This window comes from Acidovorax sp. Root219, assembly GCF_001428665.1.
In the GTDB taxonomy this organism is placed as follows: Bacteria; Pseudomonadota; Gammaproteobacteria; order Burkholderiales; family Burkholderiaceae_C; genus Acidovorax.
Map to the genome: position 1 here is coordinate 84,388 of NZ_LMIJ01000011.1, position 20,898 is coordinate 105,285.

General features: G+C 68.7%; 21 protein-coding genes. 10 read left to right on the forward strand and 11 right to left on the reverse strand.

What is annotated here, in order from left to right; translation table 11 throughout:
* Entirely contained in the window at window positions 1–1,257 is a 1,257-nt protein-coding gene (locus ASE28_RS11220; protein WP_057266643.1) for an ATP-binding protein, read from the forward strand.
* Here ASE28_RS11220 and ASE28_RS11225 read toward each other — a convergent pair.
* Entirely contained in the window at window positions 1,232–2,470 is a 1,239-nt protein-coding gene (locus ASE28_RS11225) for a YbfB/YjiJ family MFS transporter (RefSeq protein ID WP_200963930.1), read from the reverse strand. The genes ASE28_RS11220 and ASE28_RS11225 overlap by 26 nt on opposite strands.
* A 90-nt stretch (window positions 2,471–2,560) precedes the next feature.
* Here ASE28_RS11225 and ASE28_RS11230 point away from each other — a divergent pair, with 90 nt between their 5' ends.
* The gene (locus tag ASE28_RS11230) at window positions 2,561–3,439 is read left to right on the forward strand and encodes a LysR substrate-binding domain-containing protein (RefSeq protein ID WP_200963931.1); all 879 of its coding nucleotides are present in this window, start codon (window positions 2,561–2,563) and stop codon (window positions 3,437–3,439) included.
* Between the two features lie 30 nt (window positions 3,440–3,469).
* A complete protein-coding gene (locus ASE28_RS11235) occupies window positions 3,470–4,549 on the forward strand; it encodes a nitronate monooxygenase family protein (protein WP_057266645.1) in 1,080 nt (359 codons plus the stop codon).
* A gap of 10 nt (window positions 4,550–4,559) precedes the next feature.
* Here the strand turns inward: ASE28_RS11235 and ASE28_RS11240 are convergent, their stop codons facing one another.
* Genes ASE28_RS11240 through ASE28_RS11265 form a run of 6 tightly spaced genes read right to left on the reverse strand, consistent with a single transcriptional unit; the run spans window position 4,560 to window position 9,265 of the window.
* Entirely contained in the window at window positions 4,560–5,534 is a 975-nt protein-coding gene (locus tag ASE28_RS11240) for a glycosyltransferase (protein WP_057266646.1), read from the reverse strand.
* A gap of 20 nt (window positions 5,535–5,554) precedes the next feature.
* Window positions 5,555–6,811 (reverse strand): O-antigen ligase, encoded by a 1,257-nt coding sequence (locus ASE28_RS11245; RefSeq protein ID WP_057202659.1) that lies wholly within the window; start codon window positions 6,809–6,811, stop codon window positions 5,555–5,557.
* Complete coding sequence (locus ASE28_RS11250; RefSeq protein ID WP_057266647.1) at window positions 6,811–7,626, reverse strand: glycosyltransferase family 2 protein; 816 nt, start codon at window positions 7,624–7,626, stop codon at window positions 6,811–6,813. The genes ASE28_RS11245 and ASE28_RS11250 overlap by 1 nt, the downstream gene beginning before the upstream one ends.
* A gap of 3 nt (window positions 7,627–7,629) precedes the next feature.
* Window positions 7,630–7,836 (reverse strand): zinc-finger domain-containing protein, encoded by a 207-nt coding sequence (locus ASE28_RS11255; protein ID WP_057202661.1) that lies wholly within the window; start codon window positions 7,834–7,836, stop codon window positions 7,630–7,632.
* A 3-nt stretch (window positions 7,837–7,839) separates the two neighbouring features.
* The gene (locus ASE28_RS11260; RefSeq protein WP_057202662.1) at window positions 7,840–8,778 is read right to left on the reverse strand and encodes a branched-chain amino acid transaminase; all 939 of its coding nucleotides are present in this window, start codon (window positions 8,776–8,778) and stop codon (window positions 7,840–7,842) included.
* Window positions 8,779–8,818: 40 nt separating this feature from the next.
* Window positions 8,819–9,265, reverse strand: coding sequence for a hypothetical protein (locus tag ASE28_RS11265; protein ID WP_057202663.1), 447 nt, complete (start codon window positions 9,263–9,265; stop codon window positions 8,819–8,821).
* A 251-nt stretch (window positions 9,266–9,516) separates the two neighbouring features.
* Between ASE28_RS11265 and ASE28_RS11270 the strand changes: the two genes are divergently transcribed.
* Entirely contained in the window at window positions 9,517–11,283 is a 1,767-nt protein-coding gene (locus ASE28_RS11270; RefSeq protein WP_057266648.1) for a methyl-accepting chemotaxis protein, read from the forward strand.
* Window positions 11,284–11,311: 28 nt separating this feature from the next.
* Here the strand turns inward: ASE28_RS11270 and radA are convergent, their stop codons facing one another.
* Window positions 11,312–12,691: a DNA repair protein RadA gene (gene radA / locus ASE28_RS11275; protein WP_057202665.1), complete on the reverse strand. Its 1,380-nt coding sequence runs from the start codon at window positions 12,689–12,691 to the stop codon at window positions 11,312–11,314.
* Between the two features lie 156 nt (window positions 12,692–12,847).
* Between radA and ASE28_RS11280 the strand changes: the two genes are divergently transcribed.
* Genes ASE28_RS11280 through ASE28_RS11290 form a run of 3 tightly spaced genes read left to right on the forward strand, consistent with a single transcriptional unit; the run spans window position 12,848 to window position 15,311 of the window.
* Window positions 12,848–13,672, forward strand: a complete 825-nt coding sequence (locus ASE28_RS11280; RefSeq protein ID WP_057266649.1) for an aldolase/citrate lyase family protein — start codon at window positions 12,848–12,850, stop codon at window positions 13,670–13,672.
* Window positions 13,673–13,702: 30 nt separating this feature from the next.
* Window positions 13,703–14,680, forward strand: coding sequence for a 2-dehydropantoate 2-reductase (locus tag ASE28_RS11285; RefSeq protein WP_057266650.1), 978 nt, complete (start codon window positions 13,703–13,705; stop codon window positions 14,678–14,680).
* 22 nt (window positions 14,681–14,702) lie between these two features.
* Window positions 14,703–15,311 (forward strand): glutathione S-transferase family protein, encoded by a 609-nt coding sequence (locus tag ASE28_RS11290; protein WP_057266651.1) that lies wholly within the window; start codon window positions 14,703–14,705, stop codon window positions 15,309–15,311.
* Window positions 15,312–15,486: 175 nt separating this feature from the next.
* Here ASE28_RS11290 and ASE28_RS11295 read toward each other — a convergent pair whose 3' ends face one another.
* The gene (locus ASE28_RS11295; RefSeq protein WP_057202669.1) at window positions 15,487–17,067 is read right to left on the reverse strand and encodes an ABC transporter substrate-binding protein; all 1,581 of its coding nucleotides are present in this window, start codon (window positions 17,065–17,067) and stop codon (window positions 15,487–15,489) included.
* Between the two features lie 118 nt (window positions 17,068–17,185).
* The gene (locus tag ASE28_RS11300; protein ID WP_057266652.1) at window positions 17,186–17,800 is read right to left on the reverse strand and encodes a LysE/ArgO family amino acid transporter; all 615 of its coding nucleotides are present in this window, start codon (window positions 17,798–17,800) and stop codon (window positions 17,186–17,188) included.
* A gap of 70 nt (window positions 17,801–17,870) precedes the next feature.
* Between ASE28_RS11300 and ASE28_RS11305 the strand changes: the two genes are divergently transcribed.
* Window positions 17,871–18,779, forward strand: a complete 909-nt coding sequence (locus ASE28_RS11305; protein ID WP_057266653.1) for a LysR family transcriptional regulator ArgP — start codon at window positions 17,871–17,873, stop codon at window positions 18,777–18,779.
* Window positions 18,780–18,788: 9 nt separating this feature from the next.
* On the opposite strand, the gene ASE28_RS11310 is transcribed toward ASE28_RS11305, so the two are convergent.
* Window positions 18,789–19,595: a siderophore-interacting protein gene (locus ASE28_RS11310; protein WP_057202672.1), complete on the reverse strand. Its 807-nt coding sequence runs from the start codon at window positions 19,593–19,595 to the stop codon at window positions 18,789–18,791.
* Between the two features lie 72 nt (window positions 19,596–19,667).
* On the opposite strand from ASE28_RS11310, the gene ASE28_RS11315 reads away from it, so the two are divergent.
* Window positions 19,668–20,129 carry a MarR family winged helix-turn-helix transcriptional regulator gene (locus ASE28_RS11315; protein ID WP_057202673.1) on the forward strand — a complete coding sequence of 154 codons (462 nt, stop codon included), beginning with the start codon at window positions 19,668–19,670 and terminating at the stop codon, window positions 20,127–20,129.
* A gap of 235 nt (window positions 20,130–20,364) precedes the next feature.
* The gene (locus tag ASE28_RS32475) at window positions 20,365–20,883 is read left to right on the forward strand and encodes a GNAT family N-acetyltransferase (protein WP_162262244.1); all 519 of its coding nucleotides are present in this window, start codon (window positions 20,365–20,367) and stop codon (window positions 20,881–20,883) included.
* Window positions 20,884–20,898 lie beyond the last annotated feature (15 nt).

Genomic DNA, 20,898 nt, shown 5'->3' on the forward strand with positions numbered 1-20,898 from the left:
GTGAGCCTTTCCAACCCCTTTGCCCGGCGCCTGTACCTGCGCATCTGGCTCGCCGTGGTCGGCGGCATCGCCGTGCTCACGCTGGTCGTGGGCTGGGCCTGGCGCATTGCCGAGGAGCAGAAGGCGAGCAACAACCAGCCCTTCGTACCGCCCTCGCGCGAAATGGTGCTGCGCGATGCCAAGGGCGATGTCGTCTTTCAGGGGCCTGCGACACGGCAGCCGTCGGAGCCCGGCGAGAACGTGGAGTTCCACATCGAATCCGACACCGGCCAGGCCTTTGTGCTGCAGATGGCACCGCGCCAGCCCCGCATCGGCGGGCGGCCCGGTAGCGGTCCCAACCAGGGCGACGCGGCCTTCTGGACCCGCCCGCCCTTTGGCTTCCTGTGGCTGCTGGGCATCGTGGGCCTGGCCGTGGCGGCGGGGGTGTACCCCATCATCCGGCGCCTGACCCTGCGGCTGGAGGCGCTGCAGCGCAGCGTCAAGCACTTTGGCGAAGGCGATCTCTCCGTGCGCGTGCCCGAGCAGGGCCAGGACGAAGTGGCCGACCTGGCGCGCCAGTTCAATGCCGCAGCGGAACGGGTGGAGACCCTGGTCAAGTCGCACAAATCGCTGCTGGCCAACGCCTCGCACGAGCTGCGCTCGCCGCTCACGCGCATCCGCATGGGCATGGAGCTCATGGGCGGGCAGCAGCCCTCGCCGACGTTCCGCGCCGAGATCCTGCGCAACATCGCCGAGCTCGACCAGTTGGTCGACGAGATCCTGCTGGCTAGCCGCCTGGACGCGCGCGAGGCCGACGTGGGCACGGTGGAGACAGTCGACCTGGTGGGCCTGGCGGCCGAGGAATGTGCGCGCGTGGACGCCGATCTGGACGTGGGCGCCAGCCCCGATGCGGTGGACGTGCGCGGCGTCTCCAAGCTGCTGCGCCGGGCCATCCGCAACCTGCTGGAGAACGCGCGGCGTTACAGCACAGGCGAGGTCAGCGTGGTCGTGCACCGGCGCCAGGGCCATGCCGAGGTGCGCGTGTGCGACCATGGCCCGGGCGTTCCACCCAACCAGCGCGAACGCATCTTCGAGCCCTTCTACCGCCTGCCGGGCGCCAGCGAGCGCGCGGGCGGCGTGGGCCTGGGCCTGTCGCTGGTGCGCTCCATCGCGGGGCGCCACAACGGCACGGTGGCCTGTGAAGACCGGCCCGATGGTGCGGGCGGCGCGTGCTTCGTGCTGCGGTTGCCGGTCACTTCTGCCAGCGCCACGCCATGACCACGTAAAGCGCGGCACCGAGCACCAGCACGGCGCTCGCCACTCCCAGCGCCCAGTCAAAGCCCTGCGCCCGCGAGCCTGCCTGCGCCAGCAGCGCGGCCGCCATGGGCGGCCCGGCGATCTGGCCGATGCCATACAGCGCCGTGAGCAGCCCGGTGAAGCCCGCTCCCGCCTGTGGCCACTGGTGGCGCGCCTCCTGCAAGGCGAAGAAGGTGATGGCCGTGAACGGCAGCCCCAGCAGCAGGCTGCCGAGGGCAAAGCCCGCCGGCCCCGGCCACAGCAGCCCCAGCGCAATGCCCACCGCCTGCAGCAGGTAGGCGCCGGCCAGCAGCCAGCGCCGGTCGCGGTGCGGCGCGATGCGCGTGGACACAAAGGCCCCCAGTGCCACGCCGGCGCCGAACACCGGCCAGAACAGGTCGGGCCAGGCCGAGCCGGCCGGCAGCGCAGCACGCGCGATGACGGGCAGGAACGTGGCGGTGACGATGTAGCCCAGGCCCGCCAGGCCATACGCCAAGGCATGCAGTGCCCGCAACGCCGCCGGCGCAGGCACGGCGGCAGCGGCGGGTGCCCCCGCCGGATGGGCCTGCGCCTCGCCACCCCGCAATACCTGCCAGATCCCGGCGCACAGCACCGCCGCCAGTGCGGCAAACGTGGCCCAGCCGGCTGCCGCACTCCAGCCCGCAGCGACCATGGCGCCGGTGGGCAGGCCCGTGACCACGATGCCCAGTCCCGGCCCACAGAAGATCAGGCCGGCGAGCTGGGGCTGCCCCAGCCGGGTGAGCTGGCCCATGCACCAGTTGGCCGTGCCCAGAAACACCAGGGCACTCGCGATACCCGCCAGAAAGCGCAGCAGGGGCCACGACGCGGGCCAGGGCAAGGCCAGCACTCCGGTCAGCAGCACCGTGGCCACCAGCCCGCCGCGCGCCAGGGCCGCATTGCCCGGGACTGCGCCCAGGCGACGGCCCAGCCACGGCAGGGCCATGTACAGCAACGCCCCGGCAAGGTAGCCGGCGTAGTTGGCCGTGGCCAGCCAGCTGCCGGTGGCGATGTCCACCACGCCGTCGTGCAGCATCATCGGCAGCAGAGGGGTGAAGGCGAAGCGGCCGATGCCCATGGCGACCGCGAGGGCGACCATGCCGGCCAGGGCGACCCGCAAAGGCGCCGTGTCGGCGTCATGCACGCGGGCGGAGGAAGGGGAAGACACTTGGTCCATGCGGGGATACCGGAGAGGATTGCCACGGCGGATGCCGCTGCGTATCATCTTACCAAGAGATTGAATTTATGTAATTCATACTATTTCAAGATGGTTGAATCTTCGTCATCCTTGCTGGACCTTGCGGCCCTGGACATCTTTCGCACCGTGGCGGCCGAAGGCAGCGTCACGCGCGCGGCCGAGCGGCTGGGACGCGTGCAGTCCAACGTGACCACCCGGGTGCGCCAGCTGGAGGCGGACCTGGGCACCCCCCTGTTCCTGCGCGAAGGCAAGCGCATGGCGCTCACGCCCGAGGGCCAGGTGCTGCTGGGCTATACCGACCAGCTGCTGGCGCTGGCCGAGGAAGCGCGCCAGGCAGTGCGCCCGGGGCCCCCCGGTGGACGCTTGCGCCTGGGCTCGATGGAAAGCACGGCCGCGAGCCGCCTGCCTGTGCCGCTGGCACGCCTGCACGGCCAGTGGCCGGGCGTGGCGCTGGAGCTGTCGACCGCACCCACGCGCGAGCTGGTGGAGCGGCTGCGCGCACACGCCCTCGATGCGGTACTGGTGGCGTGGCCGCCGGGCCAGGCCCCGGACCCGGCGCTCGAAACCCGTCCTGTGTTCACCGAAGACCTGTTGCTGGTACTGCCCGCCGGCCACCCTGTCGTTGCCGGCCCCCAGGATGTACAGCCCGGCACGCTCGCGGTCTTCGAGCCGGGTTGCACCTACCGCCGCATCGGGCAGGACTGGTTCGCCCCCCGGCCGCAGCCCATGCAGGTGCTGGAGCTGGGCTCGTACCACGCCATTCTGGCCTGCGTGGCCGCCGGCAGCTGCGCGGGCATCGTGCCGCGCTCGGTGCTGGCCATGACACCTCATGCCGAGCTGCTGAGCCACCAGCCCATCACCCTTATCGACACCCTGCTCACCTGGCGCAAGGGCTACCGCTCCAGCGCGCTCGATGCCCTGCAGCAGGCGCTGCTTTCCGCAGCCTGACCGCTTTTCAATTCCCCCAAGGAGTCCGCCATGACCGACCGCAGCCTTCGCACCGCCCTTTCACTGCGCCTGCCCATCATCCAGGGCCCCATGACCGGCTCCGACACCCCGGCCCTGGCGGCTGCCGTCTCCGCGGCTGGCGGCCTGGGCTCGCTGGGCTGTGGCATGCGTTCACCTGCAGCCATGGCCGAGGCGGCTGCCGAGGTGCGCAGGCGCACCGACCGGCCGTTCTGCATGAACCTCTTCGTGCAGGACACGCCCGCGCCCGACGCGGCCACGGTGGACGCCGCCGTGGCGCGGCTCGCCCCGCTGTACGCCGAGTTCGGCCAGCAGCCGGCCGCACCCGCGTGCTGGTGCGAGGACTTCGCGGCGCAGTTCGACGCGCTGATCGCTGCGCGCCCGGCGGTGGCGAGCTTCACCTTCGGCATCCTCAGTGCCGCGCAGGTGGAACGCCTGCACGCTGCAGGCTGCTATGTGATCGGCACCGCGACCACGGTCGCCGAGGCCGTGGCCTGGGCCGACGTGGGGGCCGACGGGGTCTGCGCCTCGGGCATGGAGTCGGGTGGGCACCGGGGTACCTTTCTCGGGGACTTCGCCTCTTCGATGATCGGCACCATGGCCCTGGTGCCGCGCTGCGTGGATGCGCTGCAGCCGCGCGGCGTGGCAGTGGTCGCGGCCGGCGGCATCATGGACGGACGCGGCATCGCCGCCGCGCAGGCGCTGGGGGCCGAGGCGGTGCAGATGGGCACGGCCTTCCTCTCCTGCGATGAATCGGGCATCGGCGCGGCCTACCGCCAGGCGCTGGCCAGCGCCAAGGGCACCGACACGCGCACCACGCGCGCCCTGACGGGGCGCCACGCACGCGGCATCGTCAACGCGCTGATGGACCGCCTGCAGACCAACGAGATGGCCGTGCCGCCCTACCCCGTGCAGAACGCGCTGACGGGAGCGCTGCGCAAGGCCTCGAACGAGGCGGGCCGGGCAGACTACCTGTCGCTGTGGGCTGGCCAGGGCGTGGAGGCGGTTCGGCCCATGGCCGCCGCTGCGCTGATGGCGCTGCTCGAAGAGGAATGGAAGCAGGCCTGCGCGCGCGTGGGCGCTGCGCACTGAAGCAAGAAGCTCAGCGCGTCCAGGGCAGGTCGCGGGCCGTGCCTTGGATAACGGGGTGCTCGCGGTGCAGCACCTCGCCGGCCAGCACGCGCTCGTAGTAGCGCAGGTAGCCGCGTGCCATGGCCTCGGCGCTGAAGTGCTGCTGCACATGGGCATGGCAGGTGCGCGGGTCGGCCTTGTGGGCACGCACGGCCTCGGCCAGTTCGCTGGCGCTGGCCGACAGGCTGCCGCACTCGGCAGGCACGAGTTCGGGCAGCGCGCCGTAGGGCGTGCTGAACACCGGGCAGCCGAAGTACAGGCTTTCGATCACCGCCAGGCCAAAGGGCTCGTGCCAGCGCACGGGGAAGATCAGGCCGCGCGAGGCGTTGAGCAGCTCGTTCTTCTGCTGGCCGCCGACCATGCCGAAGAAATGGATCCGGCGCGACAGCGTCCAGCGAAAACCGCGCTTGAAGTTGATGCGGTTGCCGCCGAGCACGTCGAGCTCCACACCGGCCAGCTTGGCCACCTTGATGGCGCCGGCCACGTTCTTCACGCCCCAGGCCGCCTTGCCCAGGAAATGGTAGTGCGAGCGCGGGCGCTCGAAATCCACCGGGCCATAGGCCGACCAATCGAGGCCGTTGTAGACGAACTCGGTCGACCCATAGCGCGCGGCATGGTTGCGCGAGAGGAACACCGTGTTCAGCGGCAGCGGCTTGGGCTTGCGCGCGTTGCCGTGCTCGGTGACGAGGTAGGGGCGCGAGGGTTCGCTGCGCGGGTTGAACTGGAAGTGGGTGATGTCCACGTCGGCCGGGATCTGGCTGTCCCAGGGCTGATCAGGCTTGATCGGCAGCACCTGGGCGAAGTCGCAGCTCGAGCCCTCGGGCACCAGGTAGCTCACGCGGTGGCCCAACTGCACCAGAGTCTTGCCCAGGTCCCAGATCACGCGCTCGGTACCGCCGTAGCCGTACACCGGGATGGAGGAGTTGTTGACCAGCAAGATGTGCATGGAATGGAGGATACCTGTCGTCAGAAGGGGCGGCCGCAGCCGATGCGGGCGCGCCGCTCATGCAGGGCCGCCAGCACCAGCGGGCACATGAAGAGGTAGAACATGTTGCCGCTGTTGTGCGCCAAGAAGACCTGGGTCAGGCCGAAGCCGATGTACGACAGCGGCAGCATCACGCCCACCAGGCACAGCGAGAGCGATTCGCGGTCCATCTTGCCCGCACCGTCGCGGATGCGCCGGGCCGTGGGCCAGAACATGACCAGCGGAATGCCGTAGAACGCCAGCAGCAGCAGCACGCCAGGGAGGCCGCGCTTGGCGAACAGGTCCAGCGCCTCGTTGTGCGCGTGGCCGAATTCGAGCACCACGGGGTGCGCCAGGCCAGCGGCGACGCGGCGCGCCTTCTCCTGCTCGTAGCCGGCCCGACCCCAGCCGGTGAACGGCCGGTCCCAGCCCATCTGCCAGGCCAAGTGCCAATGGGCCAGGCGCTGGCCCACGGAGCTGCGGCCATCACCGCGCTGCTGGTAGGTCTGCACCTCCTGGCGCGCTTCGTCCACGCGCTGCTCGACGGCCGGCACCTGCGACAGGGCCGCAGCGGCCAGCGCCAGGGCACACAGGCCCCAGTACACACGGCGCTGGCCCGTGGTGCGCACCAGCAGCCAGGCGCACACGGGCAACAGCAACACCAGCGCCAGCCAGCCGCCGCGCGACTGCGACAGGACCGAGCCCACCGCGCCGAGCACGATGGCGGCCGTGAGCAGCAGCCGCTGCCAGGCCACCCAGCGCTTCCACTGCACCACCAGCAGCAGGCCGCTCATCACGGCCAGCAGCATGCTCAGGTTGCCGTACTGGATGGCATTGGTGAAGCCACTGGCGCGCGGCAGCGCCTGCACGCCAATCTGGTAGATGGCCACCAGGCCGCTGCCGACGGCGCCCACCGCCACGCCCATCCACAGCCAGGAGGCGCGCGGCTCGAACGTCATGAGGTAGAAGATGCACGGCAGCGCCAGCAGGTACTTGACCGGGCGGTCCATGCTGCCCCAGCCCCAGGTGGCGCCCACGTCAAGCAGCCACAGGGCGGCCATGCACGAAAAGGCGGCCAGCAGCCACCAGGCGGCGCGGGGGGCGGGGCGCTTCCACCACACTGGCGCGCTGGCCAGCGCCGCCAGCAGCAGCAGCGCCGCGCCATAAGAATAGCCCGAGGGCAGCCACAGGGCCAGGCCAGGCACCATGAATGCGCCGATGCTCGCGCAGCGCCCGAACCAGCGGTAGGACCTGACCATCACCGTATCACCCGGCCGGTGAGGCTGTCGCGGTCGTAGTGCAGGGCCGCATACCGCAAGAAGCCCTCCAGCGCCACGAACAGGCAGTACAGGAAGCCCGCGCCCCCACACAGGAAGCCCAGGCGGAACACATACAGACGCAGGAACATCGAGCCGCCCGAGGCCAAGCCGCGCAGCACGCCACCGCGCTTGCCCGCCTCGGCCCGCTTGGCGGCGCCCAGCATCACATACTGGGTGAGCTTTTCGAGGCTGGTGCGCACCGAGTTGCGGGTGTAGTGCAGCAGGCGGGCGCGTACCAGATGGCGCGGCACGGCCACACCACCGGGTTCGGGGTGCAGCTGCGCCTGCTCGTGCACCACGCCCGTGAATTCACGGACCATGGAGCGCACGAACAGCCGCTCGATGCGCGACTGCGACAGAAAATAGCGCAGCTCCTGGCCAAAGGCCACCATGCGCCAGCGGATGGTCCACACGCCGCGTGCGCCCGAGCGCACGATGGCCTGCAGCTCCTGCTGGAAGGCCGGCGTCATGACCTCGTCGGCATCGAGGAAGAACACGTAGTCACCCCGCGAATGGGCGAGCAGGCGGTTGCGCTGCACGGCAAAGCCCTGCCAGTCGGGGTAGGAATGGACCTCTGCACCCAGGCCCTGGGCCAGGGCGACGGTGTTGTCCGTGCTGCCGCTGTCAACCACCAGCACCTGGTGGGCAAAAGCGGCGCTGCGCAGGCAGGCTTCGATACGGTGCGCTTCGTTGTGCGTGAGCACCGCCACCGTGAGCGTGGGCGACGGTTTCTCGTCGCCAGCGGCCGCCGACATCCGTCAGTGGCCAGCGTGCACGTGCTCGCCCGCCTTGAGGCGGTACACCGTGCCGCAGTAGGGGCACTTGGCCTCTCCGCTGCGGGCCACGTCCAGATAGACCTTGGGGTGGTTGTTCCAGATTTTCATGTCCGCCTTGGGGCTCGGGCAGAAGACCCCGCCCTGGGCGTTCAAGTCCTTGGCCAGCAGTTCGATCGCAGCTTGGGACATGGTTCAGACCTTTGCCAGCCAGTGGGCGTATTGGGGATTGCGGCCGTTGACGATGTCAAAGAAGGCGCTCTGGATCTTCTCGGTGATCGGGCCTCGGCTGCCGCTGCCGAGCTCGATGCGGTCGAGCTCGCGGATCGGCGTGACTTCGGCGGCCGTGCCGGTGAAGAAGGCTTCGTCGGCAATGTAGACCTCGTCGCGCGTGATGCGCTTTTGCACGATCTCCAGGCCCAGGTCCTTGGCGATGTGGAACACGGTGTTGCGCGTGATGCCGTTCAGGGCGCCGGCCGACAGGTCGGGCGTGTAGATCACACCGTTCTTGATCACGAAGATGTTCTCGCCCGCGCCTTCGCTCACGAAACCGCTGCTGTCCAGCAGCAAGGCTTCGTCGTAGCCGTCGTCCAGCGCTTCCATGTTGGCCAGGATGGAGTTGGTGTAGTTGCTCACCGCCTTGGCCTGGGTCATCGTGATGTTCACGTGGTGGCGGGTGTAGCTGCTGGTCTTGACGCGGATGCCGCGCTGCATGCCCTCTTCGCCCAGGTAGGCGCCCCAGGCCCAGGCGGCCACCATCAGGTGGATCTGGTTGCCCTTGGGCGAAACGCCGAGCTTTTGCGAGCCGATCCAGGTCAATGGGCGCAGATAGCCCGACTCCAGGTTGTTTTCGCGCACTACGGCCTTCTGCGCCTCGTTCACTTCTTCCTTGCTGAAGGGGATCTTCATGCGCAGGATCTTGGCACTGTTGAACAGGCGGTCGGTGTGCTCTTCGAGGCGGAAGATGGCCGTGCCGTCGGCGGTCTTGTAGGCGCGCACGCCTTCGAACGCGCCGCAGCCGTAGTGCAGGGTGTGGCTCAGCACGTGGATCTTGGCGTCGCGCCAATCCACCATCTGGCCGTCCATCCAGATCTTGCCGTCACGGTCGGCCATTGAGGGAACTACGGGGCTCATGGGTGTCCTTTGAATTGCTGTGGGTCGCAAAAGAGCGATTTTACGGGGCTGGCGGCACCTCGGCCACTGGGGCAACTGCGGGCGGCACCTCTTCCTCCTGCGCCGGGCGCACGAGCTCCCACTTCACGAGCTTGCCGTTCTTGAACTCACAGGTCACGAACGAGCGGCTGCCGTCCGTCCAGCGGTACAGCTCAGGCTGGGCGCCATCGTCCGACAACAGCTGTCCCAGCGAGCGCGTCATGGCCACCACATGCATCAGGTTCACCCCGGCCCGCAGCTTGGCGTTGAGCATGACGGCGCTGCCCACGTGACCGATAGGCCTGTCTGCCGCTTTTTTCAGCACAGTCATCAGGCGCGTGAAGTGCAGCAGCGCCCACATCAGGAGCCCGCCCCCCACAGCGGCCACGCCGGGCCACCCATAGGACACAAAACCGAACACCAGGGCACCCACGGCAGCGAGCGGAACAAACATATTGCGCAAATTCATGGGCGGTATTGTCATATGGCCAGCGCGTGCCGCCGTACGTGAAGACCGCAGGTCTTGCGGGTACTGCCCGCCGATGGGCGCCAAAAACCCTCGCAGGCCGCACCAGCATGGCCCGGGCTGCAGATTCGTTGTGCAAACGCTACATCAAATGCATACGGGTGCCTGGCGTATGGCGCAACCGTGCGCTGCGGTTTACGCTCGCCAGTTGATACAACCTGATACGCCGGGTGACGCCTGCGCAAGCACAAGCCATGAAACTGGACAACATACGCCTTTCCCCCAAACTCTGGGGGTCTATCGTGGGCCTGCTGGGTGCCATGCTGCTGGTCTCCCTCTGGTCGCAATACCAGGCCTCGCAGGTCATGGCGCAGACGCTGGCGTCGCTGGAGGCGTTCGAACAGCGCATCTCCCTGGCCCAGCAATGGAAAGGCGCGACCGAAACCACGGGCGAGCGCGTGCTGGCCAGCAATTCCACGCCCGATGCGGAGCTGACCACGCTGTTCGACGCACGCGTGAAGGCAGGCGTGACCGGCATCTCCGGCATCCAGTCCAAGGTGGTGGAACTGGCCACCAGCCCCGCCGACAAAGCTGCGCTGGAGCGCGTGGCCAGCGAACGCACCAATGTGCTGGCGCTGAACAAGCAGGCCCGCGAGATCAAGCTGGCCGGCGATGCTGCCGCTTTCAAGACCTTCGTGGAGTCGAAATACCTGGGCGCCATCGGCCGCTACGTGGATTCGCTGGAAGCCTTCGTGCAGCTGCAGCAGTCGCAGCGCGACACGGCCAAGCAGGAGGCTGCAGGCGCCATGGCCCGTGCCCGCGCGCTGGCCTGGACCATCCAGGCCGTGGTGTTCCTGCTGGGACTGGCACTTTCCTTCCTGCTGGTGCGCTCGATCTCCCGGCCGCTGAACGATGCGGTGCAGCTGACCGACGCCATTGCCGGTGGCAACCTCACCGTGCAGTCCTCGGATGACCGCCAGGACGAGTTCGGCCACCTGCTGCGCTCGGTCTCGCAAATGGCGGCCAAGCTGCGCGGCCTGGTGTCGGAAGTGCGCAGCGGCGTGGATTCGATGTCCAACGCCTCGGTGGAGATCGCCACCGGCAACCACGACCTCTCGTCGCGCACCGAGCAGACCGCCGCCAACCTGGAAGAAACCGCCGCCAGCATGGAGGAGCTGACCGCCACCGTGACCCAGTCGGCGGACACCGCACGCCAGGCCAACCAGCTGGCCAGCACGGCCGCGCAGGCCGCCGGTCGGGGTGGCGAGGTGGTGGCCCAGGTGGTGACCAGCATGCAGACCATCACCCACAGCTCGCGCAAGATCGCCGACATCATCGGCACCATCGACGGCATCGCTTTCCAGACCAATATCCTGGCGCTCAATGCCGCCGTGGAAGCGGCCCGGGCCGGCGAACAGGGCCGGGGCTTTGCCGTGGTGGCCAGCGAGGTGCGCGGCCTGGCGCAGCGCAGCGCCGAGGCGGCCAAGGAGATCAAGGGCCTGATCACGGCGTCGGTGGAATCGGTGGAGACCGGATCCGAGCAGGTCACCCAGGCCGGCCAGGCCATGGACGAGATCGTCAGCAGCGTGCGCCGCGTGTCGGACCTGATCGGCGAGATCACTGCGTCCTCGTCCGAACAGCGCGACGGCATTGCCCAGGTGAACGTGGCCGTGACCCAGCTCGACCAGATGACGCAGCAGAACGCCGCGCTGGTCGAGGAATCCGCCGCCGCCGCCTCGTCGCTGCGCGATCAGGCCCAGCGCCTGGCCGAGGTGGTGTCGGTGTTCAATGTGGGCTACCAGCCGGCCGCTGCTGCACCCGCGCCCCGGCCGGCCCCGGCCCGCGCCCCGGTGCCGCGCCCAGCCGCGACGGCCACTGCCAAAGTCACTTCACCTGGCAGCGCGACCCGCAAACTGCAGGCGCCCAAGCCCGCACCTGCGGCCGCCAAAGCCCCGGCACCGGCCGCCGCCAGGCCCGCCCCCAAGGCCAAGGGCTCGGACGAAGACTGGGAATCCTTCTGACTCCGCGAAACTGAAAGGCTGAAAGCCTTCAGCCCATCTCGCGCACGACGTTCATCGCCTCTTCCACGCGCTCCACCGCGTGGATGGTGAGCCCCTCGATAGGCTTCTTGGGCGCATTCGCCTTGGGTACCACGGCCACGCTGAAGCCGAGCTTGGCGGCTTCCTTGAGCCGCTCCTGCCCGCGCGGTGCGGGCCGCACCTCGCCCGCCAGGCCCACCTCGCCAAACGCGAGGAAGCCGCGCGGCAGCGCCTTGCCGCGAAGGCTGGAGGTGATGGACAGCATCACGGCCAGATCGGCCGCCGGCTCGCTGATGCGCACGCCGCCCACCGCGTTCACGAACACGTCCTGGTCCATGCAGGCCACGCCCGCGTGGCGGTGCAGCACGGCCAGCAGCATGGCCAGCCGGTCCTTGTCCAGGCCCACCGACAGGCGCCGGGGGCTGGGGCCGCCGCTGTCCACCAGCGCCTGGATCTCCACCAGCAGCGGGCGAGTGCCCTCCAGCGTCACCATCACACAGCTGCCCGGCACGGGCTCGCTGTGCTGGCTCAGAAAGATGGCGCTGGGGTTGCTCACGCCCTTGAGGCCCTTCTCGGTCATGGCAAACACGCCGATCTCGTTGACCGCGCCGAAGCGGTTCTTGATGGCGCGCACCAGGCGGAACTGGCTGTGCGTGTCGCCCTCGAAGTAGAGCACCGTATCCACCATGTGCTCGAGCACGCGCGGGCCGGCAAGCGCTCCTTCCTTGGTGACGTGGCCGACGAGCACGATGGCCACGCCCGAGGACTTGGCCGCGCGCGTGAGGTGGGCCGCGCATTCGCGCACCTGGGCCACCGAGCCCGGGGCCGAGGTGAGCTGGTCGGAGTACACCGTCTGGATGGAATCGATCACGGCCACGGCGGGCTGCATGGATTCGATGGTGGCCAGGATCTTTTCGAGCTGGATCTCGGCCAGCACATTGACCTGGCTGTGGTCCAGCCCGAGCCGGCGCGAGCGCAGCGCCACCTGGGCACCGCTTTCCTCGCCGGTCACGTACAGCGTGGGCAGGCCCGCGCGCTGCAGCGCATCGAGCGCCTGCAACAGCAAGGTGGATTTGCCGATGCCTGGGTCGCCGCCGATCAGCACCACGCCCCCCTCGACGATGCCGCCGCCCAGCACCCGGTCAAGCTCGTCGATGCCGCTGGGCGTGCGCTCCACGTCGCTGGCCTCGATGGCCGACAGCGGCATCACCGCCTGGGCCTGGTTCAGGCCCGCGAACTGCGCGCCGCTGTAGCGGTTCTTGCCCGGCCCGGCCTCGGCCACCTGCTCGATCAGCGTGTTCCAGGCGCCGCAGGCGGGGCACTTGCCCAGCCAGCGCGGGCTGGTGCCGCCGCATTCGGTGCAGGTGAAAACGGTTTTTTCTTTGGCCATGGCGTGGGAAATGGGGACAAACAGAAGGCAGGCTGGTGACTATACCGGCCAGCCCCGCCAAGGCGCATTGCCGGGGCAATTGGCGCACGCCCGCCGCAGGGTGTGCACAACCCGTACGATGGCGGCCTTGCACCAGAGCCAGAAAGAGACGCACGCATGCAAACCCCCATCAACCCCTTCAAGCAGGCCATGGCCCAAGGCCGCGCGCAAATCGGCCTGTGGCTGGCCCTGGCCGATGCCTACAGCACCGAGGTACTGGCCGGCACGGGCTACGACTGGCTGCTGCTCGATGGCGAGCACGCGCCCAACGACCTGCGCTCGCAGCTGCACCTGCTGCAGGCGGTGGCCAGCGCAACCAGTGCGCTACCCGCTGGCGCGCAACCACCCCACGCGATTGCGCGCGTGCCCGTGGGCGACACGGCGCTGATCAAGCAATACCTCGACATTGGAGCCACCACCCTGCTGGTACCCATGGTGGACACCGCCGAGCAGGCCCGCGACCTGGTGCGCGCCACGCGCTATGCGCCCGAGGGCGTGCGCGGCATGGGCAGCTCCCTGGCGCGCTCCTCGCGCTGGCAGGCCTACCCGAACTACGTGCACGAGGCCAATGCCCAGGTGTGCCTGCTGGTGCAGGCCGAGACGGTGCAGGCCCTGGATAACCTCGACGCCATCGCCACTGTGCCGGGCGTGGACGGGGTCTTCATCGGCCCGGCGGACCTGTCGGCGTCGATGGGCCACCCGGGCAACCCCGGCCACCCCGATGTGCAGGCCGCGATCACCGAAGGCATTGCGCGCATCCTGCGCGCGGGCAAGGCGCCGGGCATCCTGGCCACCAACGAGGCGCAGGCGCGCCACTGGCTGGCAGCGGGCGCGCTGTTCGTGGCCGTGGGGGTCGATACCATGCTGCTGGCCAGTGCGGCCCGGCAGTTGCTGGCGCGCTTTCGCGCGGACGCCCCAGCCGCAATGCCCAACGGATACTGAACACCCTTCGATATGGAAAGCAATGCAACGATGAAAGCATGTATCTACGGCGCCGGCGCCATTGGCGGCTGGATCGGCCTGGCCCTGGCGCAAGCGGGCAGCGAGGTCAGCATGGTGGCGCGCGGCGCCACGCTGGCGGCCCTTGAGAAACACGGCCTGCGCTTGCGCCGCCCCGATGACAGTGTGGTGCACGCCTCCGTGCGCGCCAGCGACAGCACGGCCGCATTGGGCGTGCAGGACCTGGTGGTGGTGGCCGTGAAGGCGCCGGGCCTGCCCGAGGTGGCGCGCGCCATGGCCCCGCTGATCGGCCCCCAGACGGTCGTGCTGACCGCGATGAACGGCGTGCCCTGGTGGTTCCTGGGTGGCTGCAGCGGCGCGGCGCAAGGCCGCACGCTGGAATCGGTGGACCCCGGCGGTGCCATCGCCCGTTCCATCCCCGCAGGCCAGGGACTGGGCAGCGTGGTGCACACCAGTTGCTCGCTGGAGGCACCGGGCTTCGTCAAGCAGCACTTCGGCAACCGGCTGATCGTGGGCGAGCCCGATGGCAGTGCCAGTACGCGGCTGCAGGCCCTGGCCGACGCGCTGCAGCGCGGCGGCATCGACGTGGAGGTCTCCACGAACATCCAGAAGGACATCTGGTTCAAGCTCTGGGGCAACCTCACGGTGAACCCGATCAGCGCCCTCACCGGCGCCACCACCGACCGCATCCTGGACGACGAGCTGGTGCGCGGCTTCGTCTCGGCCGTGATGCTGGAGGCCAAGGCCATCGGCGAAAAGCTGGGCCTGCCCATCGACCAGCAGCCCGAGGACCGCCACGCCGTGACGCGCAAACTCGGCGCCTTCAAGACGTCCATGCTGCAGGACGTGGAGGCCGGCAAGCCCGTGGAGATCGACGCCCTGGTGGGCGCGGTGCATGAGCTGGGCCAGATCACCGATACACCGACCCCGCACACCGCCGCCCTGCTGGGCCTGGCACGCCTGATGGCCCGCACCCGCGGTTTGTACTGATTTACTACTTCACCACGCAACCATGCTCAAACTCTATTCCGCCCCCGGTACCTGCTCCCTGGCCGCGCACATTGCCCTGCAGGAGGCCGACGCCGGCCATGAATTGGTGACACTGGACTTTGCCAATCAGCAGCAGCGCAGCCCCGAGTACCTGGCCATCAACCCCAAGGGCCGCGTGCCCACGCTGGTGACGGAGCAGGGTGTGCTCTCCGAGACGACCGCGCTGCTGCTCTACATCGCCCAGCGTTTCCCGGCCGCGAAGCTCGCCCCTCTGGACGATCCGTTCGCGCTGGCGCGCATGCAGGAGTTCAACAGCTACCTGGCCTCCACCGTGCACGTGAATCACGCCCATGGGCGGCGCGCCGGGCGCTGGGCCGATGAGGCCGGCTCCATCGCCGATATGCAGCGCAAGGTGCCGCAGACCATGTCCGAGGCCTTCTCCGTCATCGAGAACCACTACCTGCAAGGCCCGTGGGTACTGGGCGAGGCGTATTCGGTGGCCGATGCCTACCTGTTCACCATTGCCTCGTGGCTCAAGTCGGATGGCGTGGACATTGCGATGTTTCCCAAGGTGGCTGCGCACACCGCGCGCATGCTGGAGCGCCCCGCCGTCCAACGCGCGCTGGCCTGATCTCTCTGATCAACAAAAAAGCCCTCGCAGCCAGAAGGGCTGCGAGGGCTTTTTTCGCGAGTGAGCCCGGTGCCCACGGCTTTGGATTCGACCGGATAGGCAGGCGGGAAGCCGCAGACAGTGCTGTAGCACGGCAAGGCTGCCCAACGACGCTAGCCGGTTGAAGGCAAAGCTGTCAGTTGACCTTGAGAATGCGCCAATCGACGCGGTTGTCCGCACGGTGCACGATGTCCACTTTCTGAGTGGCCGCCCAGGGGATGATCTGGTTGTACAGCGGAATGTGCGAGATCAACTCGTGGTCGGCGATCAGGGCCTTTTCGATCAGGCCGTTGCGCGTGGCGGTGTCGGTCTCCTTCTTGATGCGCTCGATCAACGCGTCCTGTTGCGGGTTGGAGAAGCGCCCCAGGTTGAAGTTGCCGTCGCCGCCGGCACCGCTGGAACGGACCAGCGACTGCAGCGAGTAGAAGGCGTCGAAGGTCGGCACGCCCCAGCCCAGCAGGTAGATGCTGGCCTCGTTGCGCTGGATCATCGGGAAGTAAGTGGCAAACGGCAGCGAACGCAGCTTGGCCTTGACGCCGATCCTGGCCCACTGGGCCGTGATGGCCTGGCACAGCTGCTCGTCATTGATATAGCGGCCCGCGCTGCAGGCAAAGTCGACCTCGAAGCCCTGCGGGTAGCCGGCCTCGGCCAGCAGCTTCTGCGCGGCAGAGGGGTCATAGGGCCAGCGTGCGTCGGCCTTGGGCGTCCAGCCGTTGACCTGGCGCGCGATGATGGCGCCCGTGGGTTGGGCCAGGCCGCGCAGCACCACGCGCTGGATGGCGCTGATGTCGATGGCCTGGTAGAGCGCCTTGCGCACGCGCACGTCCTTGAGCGGGTTCTTGCCCTTCACGTCGGAGCCCGGCAGCTCCTCGCGGAACTGGTCCAGGCCGAGGAAGATGGTGCGGTTCTCGGCCCCGTCGAGGACCTTGAGGTTGGGCGTCTGGCGCACGCGCGGCAGGTCCTGCAGGCCCGGGTCGAGCACGAAGTCGAGTTCGCCCGAGAGCAGCGCGGCTGTGCGCGTGGCGTCGGACTTGATCGGCGTGTAGACAATCTGCGTCACGTTGCCCGTGTACTTGCCCTTGCCCCACCAGGTGGGGTTGGCCTTGAGCACCAGGCGCTGGTCGGGCGTCCACGACTCGAGCGTGAAGGGACCAGTGCCCAACGCGTTGCGGTGCGAGAAGGGTTCGTCCTTGGTCTTGATGTCCTTGGGCGCCGTGGCATTGTTCTTCTCGGCCCAGGCCTTGCTCAGGATGCGCAGCTCGGTGAGCTGGTTCACGAGCACGGGGTTGGGCACCTCCGAGAAGATGTCGATGGTGTGGGAATCGACCTTTTCCACGCGGTCGATGCCTTGGGTGTAGACCGCGAAGTTGGAGGTCTTGGCCTTGGCGCGTTCGAGCGAGAACTTGGCGTCGTCGGCGGTGAACTCGCTGCCGTCGCTGAATTTGACCCCCTTGCGCAGGGTCAGGCGCAGTTGCGTGGGGCTCACGCGCTTCCACTCGGTGGCCAGCGAGGGCTCGGGCTTGAAGGTCTTGCTGTTGTATTCGACCAGGGTGTCATACACCGCTGCATGCAGCGTGTTGTTCACGCCCACGTTCTGGGCATGGATGTCCCAGGAGGACAGGTCGGTGGAACGCGACCAGCGGAAGGTGTTGGCATGGCTGGCCAGGGGCAGCGCACCGGCCAGCGCAGCCGCCAGCAAGAGGGATTGGAATCGCATGAAAGGTAGGCCTGTACAGAAAGTCTTAGTGCGCTGCACTATGGACCGGGCTTGCTTCCACACGAACGAATTTCTCGTTGTAACCTTATGCACCGCACCCCCAGGGCGCTGCCGGGTTTCAATGTAGCAGCAACCCCACGGCGAGTGCGACCATCATGGCCGCGACAACCGCATCGAGCACGCGCCAGGCGTGCGGCGATGCGAACAGCGGCGCCAGCCAGCGTGCCCCCCAGCCCAGCGCGGCGAACCACACCAGGCTTGCCAGGCTGGCGCCTGCCGCGAAACCCATGCGCAGCGATGGGGGGTAGGGGCTGGCGATCGCCCCCAGCAGCAGCACCGTGTCCAGGTACACGTGGGGGTTGAGCCAGGTGAAGGCCATGGCGGTGAGCACCACGGGCTGCCAACCGGCGGGCGCCGTACCGTCGGTTGCTACCTGCATCGCGGCAGGCTTGCAGGCGCGCAACAAGGCGCGCGCCGCATAGGCCAGCAGAAAGGCCGCCCCCAGCCAGCGCGCGGCCACGAGCAGTGCGGGGTGGGACTGCACGGCCGAACCCAGCCCCCACACGCCGGCCTGCACCAGGATGGCGTCGGACAGCGCGCACACGGCCACCACGGGCAACACATGCTCACGCCGCAGGCCCTGGCGCAGCACGAAGGCGTTCTGCGCGCCAATGGCGATGATCAGGATGGCGGTCGAGGAAAAGCCGTTGGCAAAGGCCGAATAAAGGTTCATGGACCCGATGGTGCCCAGCCGTGGAGCGAAAGAAAAGCTATACTTTTTTGCTACCCGTAAGCAAAACTGAATGCACCTCGACACCGCCCAACTGGCCGCGCTGGCCGCCGTGCTGGAGCAAGGCAGCTTCGAGCGCGCAGCACTGGCCTTGCACGTCACGCGCTCGGCCGTGTCCCAGCGCGTCAAGCTGCTCGAAGAGCGCGTGGGCCAGGTGCTGGTCCGCCGCGCCTCGCCCTGCACCCCGACCGAGGCCGGCCAGGCCCTGTTGCGCCACGCCCAGCAGATGGCGCTGAGCGAGGCCGACGCCTTGCGCAGCATTGCGGGCAGCAGCGCCGGCCTGGCGCCGGTGCGGCTGGCGCTGGGGGTGAATGCCGATTCGCTGGCCTCCTGGTTCGTGGACGCCATGGCCCGGGCCGCAGAGCCGGGCGAAGGCAGGGCCCCGCCCATCACTTTCGACATCCACGTCGAGGACCAGGACCATTCTTCCGAGCTGCTGCGCCAGGGCCGTGTGATGGCCGCCGTGACCGCCGAGCCGCAACCCGTGCAGGGCTGCCAGGTGGTGCGCCTGGGCACCATGCGCTACCGGGCGCTGGCCAGCCCCGCGTTCATGGCACGCCACTTTGCCCAGGGTGTGACCGCCGCAGCGCTGGCCCAGGCACCCGTGCTGGTCTTCAACCGCAAGGACGCCCTGCAGGAGCGCTTCATGCGCCGCATCGCCCGGCGCGCGCTGGCGCCACCAGTGCACTGGCTGCCCTCGTCCCAAGGCTTCGTAGCAGCCACCCTGGCCGGGCTGGGCTGGGGCATGAGCCCCGAGCAACTGGCACGCGAGGCCATCGACGCCGGCCACCTGGTCGAACTGGTACCCGGCAAGCCAGTGGACGTGGCACTGCACTGGCAGTTCTGGCGCCTGGACGTACAGGCACTGCAGCGCATGACCGAGGCGGTGCAGCAGGCTGCGGCCACCGCCTTGCTGCCTTAGGCTGCGGGATCAGGCAGGAAGATCCTCGTGGTGGTCGGCCACGCCTTTCTTCCAGTAGGCCGCGATGCGCATGCGCTTGGGGTTCACGCCCGGCTTGGCCAGCACCACCTTGCGCAGGGCTGCCATGTCGGCGTGTTCGCCAGCCGCCCAGACATAGCCATCGCCTTCGGGGATCGCCAGCGCCTGGGCCGCCTCGGGCAGTGAGGCCACCCACTGCAGATCCAGCTTCGCGGCGCTGGCCAGGGGCCGCTGGTCGGCGGGGTTGCGCACCTGGATGCGCACCGTCGCGGCGGCTTCGGCCGGCAGCTCGGCCAGGCGGCGCACGATGGCGGGCACGGCGGTCTCGTCGCCCAGCAGCCAGTGCCAGGCAAAGGCCGTGGGCACCACCATGCTGCCGCGCGGGCCGGCCACGCCCACCCAGTGGCCCACGGCCGCGGCGGCAGCCCAGTCCGACGCGGGGCCGGCGTCGTGCAGGGCCACTTCGATGTCCAACTCTCCCTTGGCGGTGTCGTAGTGCGCCGGTGTGTAGTCGCGCAGCACCGGGCGCGGCTCGGACATCACCGGGCGGCCATCCTGTACCGTCGGCAGCGAGGCGCGCTCTTGCCCTGGGTGCGGCAGGATGAGCTTGATGTGGTCGTCAAAGCCCGCGCTCACGAAGTCGGCGAGATCCGGCCCGCCCAGCGTGAGCCGTACGAAGCCGGGGCTGACCTCGGTGCGGCGCAGCACCTGTGCATGGCGGGCCTTGAGGGTGTGGCGCACGCGGGTGATGGCCAGAGGATCGTTGGAGGCAAGGGGGTTGGAGGCGTCAGTGCTCATGATTTAAAATGTTGACTTAATCAACCAGATCATCCGCCAACAAGTTGACTTTGTCAACCGGTTGGCTTTGCCATGCACCGCAACCGCCCCCCTGCCGATGTCTTTGAAGCGATGCACGACCTGATGCACGTGTACCGCGCGCACATGGTGCGGGCCATGGCGGCCATCCACCCCGGTCTGACGATGAACGAGGTACGCGCCCTGGGCTTCATCGGTCGCCACCCCGGGGCCACCCAGAAAGACCTGGTGCGCCACAGCGGCGCCGACAAGGCCCAGGTGGCGCGCATGGTGGCCCAGCTGGCCGAGCGCGGCTGGATCACCAGCCACCCCAACCCCGAGGACGGCCGCAGCCGCATCCTGGCCCTGAGCGCGGAAGGCCAGGCCCTGCAGGACACGGTGCGCGGCCTGCGCCAGACGCTGTCGGCCCGGTTGCTGGAAGGCTGCGATGCAGGCACCCAAGCGCAGTTGCTCGCGCTGCTGGGACAGCTGCGTGGCGAGCTGGACGCCTTGCCGGCGTGCGGCCAGCGGGGCTGACACAGGCACCACGCCCACCTGGCGCCGGCCCCATGCAGAATTTGCCTGTGGCGGAGCTGCCGCTTCGGGGCCACAATTGCACCAGTCCGTAAAACTTTACGTGCAATCGTTAAAATTTGCGTGTAACTTCGAGTTTCCGCGGCCCTGCGCCGCCAGGCAGCGCCTGCCCGGGTGGGCGGCAAGAAAGGTGTGGCAAGTGGGAGCGTCAACGGCGAAGCAGCAGCAGGCCCTCGCGTTGCGTCCTGCGACGGAGCAGGATGCCGCGTTCCTGTGCGCCGTGTACCGCTCGGTGCGCGAGCCGGAGCTCCAGGCCATCGGTTGGCCGGACGCCCAGATCGATGCTTTCTGCGAAATGCAGCACCGGTTTCGCACGGCGGGGTACGGGCAGTACCTGCCCCCCGTGGAAACGACCCTGGTGCTGTGGGAAGGAAACCCTGCGGGAATGCTCGCGGTGTGCCGCAGTGCGGAACGCTGGGTGCTGGTGAACATCGAGCTCCTTCCCGCCGCACGGGGCAAGGGCATAGGATCCGAACTGATTGCCCGGCTCCAGCAGGACGCCGTGTCCGCTGGCGTGGGTCTGCGGCTGCAGGCCGCCAGCGCCAGCCCCGTGGTGCGCCTGTACGAGCGCTGCGGCTTTGAGAGCGTGACCGATGACGGCATGGTGCGGCAGATGGAGTGGCCGCACAGCAAGCCACGGCGGGCTTCCCCTAGGAAGCCTGGCAGCCGTGGTACCGACAAACAGATAGTGGACTGATTGAACCAGGAACAA

Coding starts and splice junctions, on each gene's coding strand:
- ASE28_RS11225 (WP_200963930.1), bottom strand. CDS start 2,470: ATGGACCAAGTGTCTTCCCCTTCCTCCGCCCGCGTGCATGACGCCGAC.
- ASE28_RS11230 (WP_200963931.1), top strand. CDS start 2,561: ATGGTTGAATCTTCGTCATCCTTGCTGGACCTTGCGGCCCTGGACATC.
- ASE28_RS11235 (WP_057266645.1), top strand. CDS start 3,470: ATGACCGACCGCAGCCTTCGCACCGCCCTTTCACTGCGCCTGCCCATC.
- ASE28_RS11240 (WP_057266646.1), bottom strand. CDS start 5,534: ATGCACATCTTGCTGGTCAACAACTCCTCCATCCCGGTGTACGGCTAC.
- ASE28_RS11245 (WP_057202659.1), bottom strand. CDS start 6,811: ATGGTCAGGTCCTACCGCTGGTTCGGGCGCTGCGCGAGCATCGGCGCA.
- ASE28_RS11250 (WP_057266647.1), bottom strand. CDS start 7,626: ATGTCGGCGGCCGCTGGCGACGAGAAACCGTCGCCCACGCTCACGGTG.
- ASE28_RS11255 (WP_057202661.1), bottom strand. CDS start 7,836: ATGTCCCAAGCTGCGATCGAACTGCTGGCCAAGGACTTGAACGCCCAG.
- ASE28_RS11260 (WP_057202662.1), bottom strand. CDS start 8,778: ATGAGCCCCGTAGTTCCCTCAATGGCCGACCGTGACGGCAAGATCTGG.
- ASE28_RS11265 (WP_057202663.1), bottom strand. CDS start 9,265: ATGAATTTGCGCAATATGTTTGTTCCGCTCGCTGCCGTGGGTGCCCTG.
- ASE28_RS11270 (WP_057266648.1), top strand. CDS start 9,517: ATGAAACTGGACAACATACGCCTTTCCCCCAAACTCTGGGGGTCTATC.
- radA (WP_057202665.1), bottom strand. CDS start 12,691: ATGGCCAAAGAAAAAACCGTTTTCACCTGCACCGAATGCGGCGGCACC.
- ASE28_RS11280 (WP_057266649.1), top strand. CDS start 12,848: ATGCAAACCCCCATCAACCCCTTCAAGCAGGCCATGGCCCAAGGCCGC.
- ASE28_RS11285 (WP_057266650.1), top strand. CDS start 13,703: ATGAAAGCATGTATCTACGGCGCCGGCGCCATTGGCGGCTGGATCGGC.
- ASE28_RS11290 (WP_057266651.1), top strand. CDS start 14,703: ATGCTCAAACTCTATTCCGCCCCCGGTACCTGCTCCCTGGCCGCGCAC.
- ASE28_RS11295 (WP_057202669.1), bottom strand. CDS start 17,067: ATGCGATTCCAATCCCTCTTGCTGGCGGCTGCGCTGGCCGGTGCGCTG.
- ASE28_RS11300 (WP_057266652.1), bottom strand. CDS start 17,800: ATGAACCTTTATTCGGCCTTTGCCAACGGCTTTTCCTCGACCGCCATC.
- ASE28_RS11305 (WP_057266653.1), top strand. CDS start 17,871: ATGCACCTCGACACCGCCCAACTGGCCGCGCTGGCCGCCGTGCTGGAG.
- ASE28_RS11310 (WP_057202672.1), bottom strand. CDS start 19,595: ATGAGCACTGACGCCTCCAACCCCCTTGCCTCCAACGATCCTCTGGCC.
- ASE28_RS11315 (WP_057202673.1), top strand. CDS start 19,668: ATGCACCGCAACCGCCCCCCTGCCGATGTCTTTGAAGCGATGCACGAC.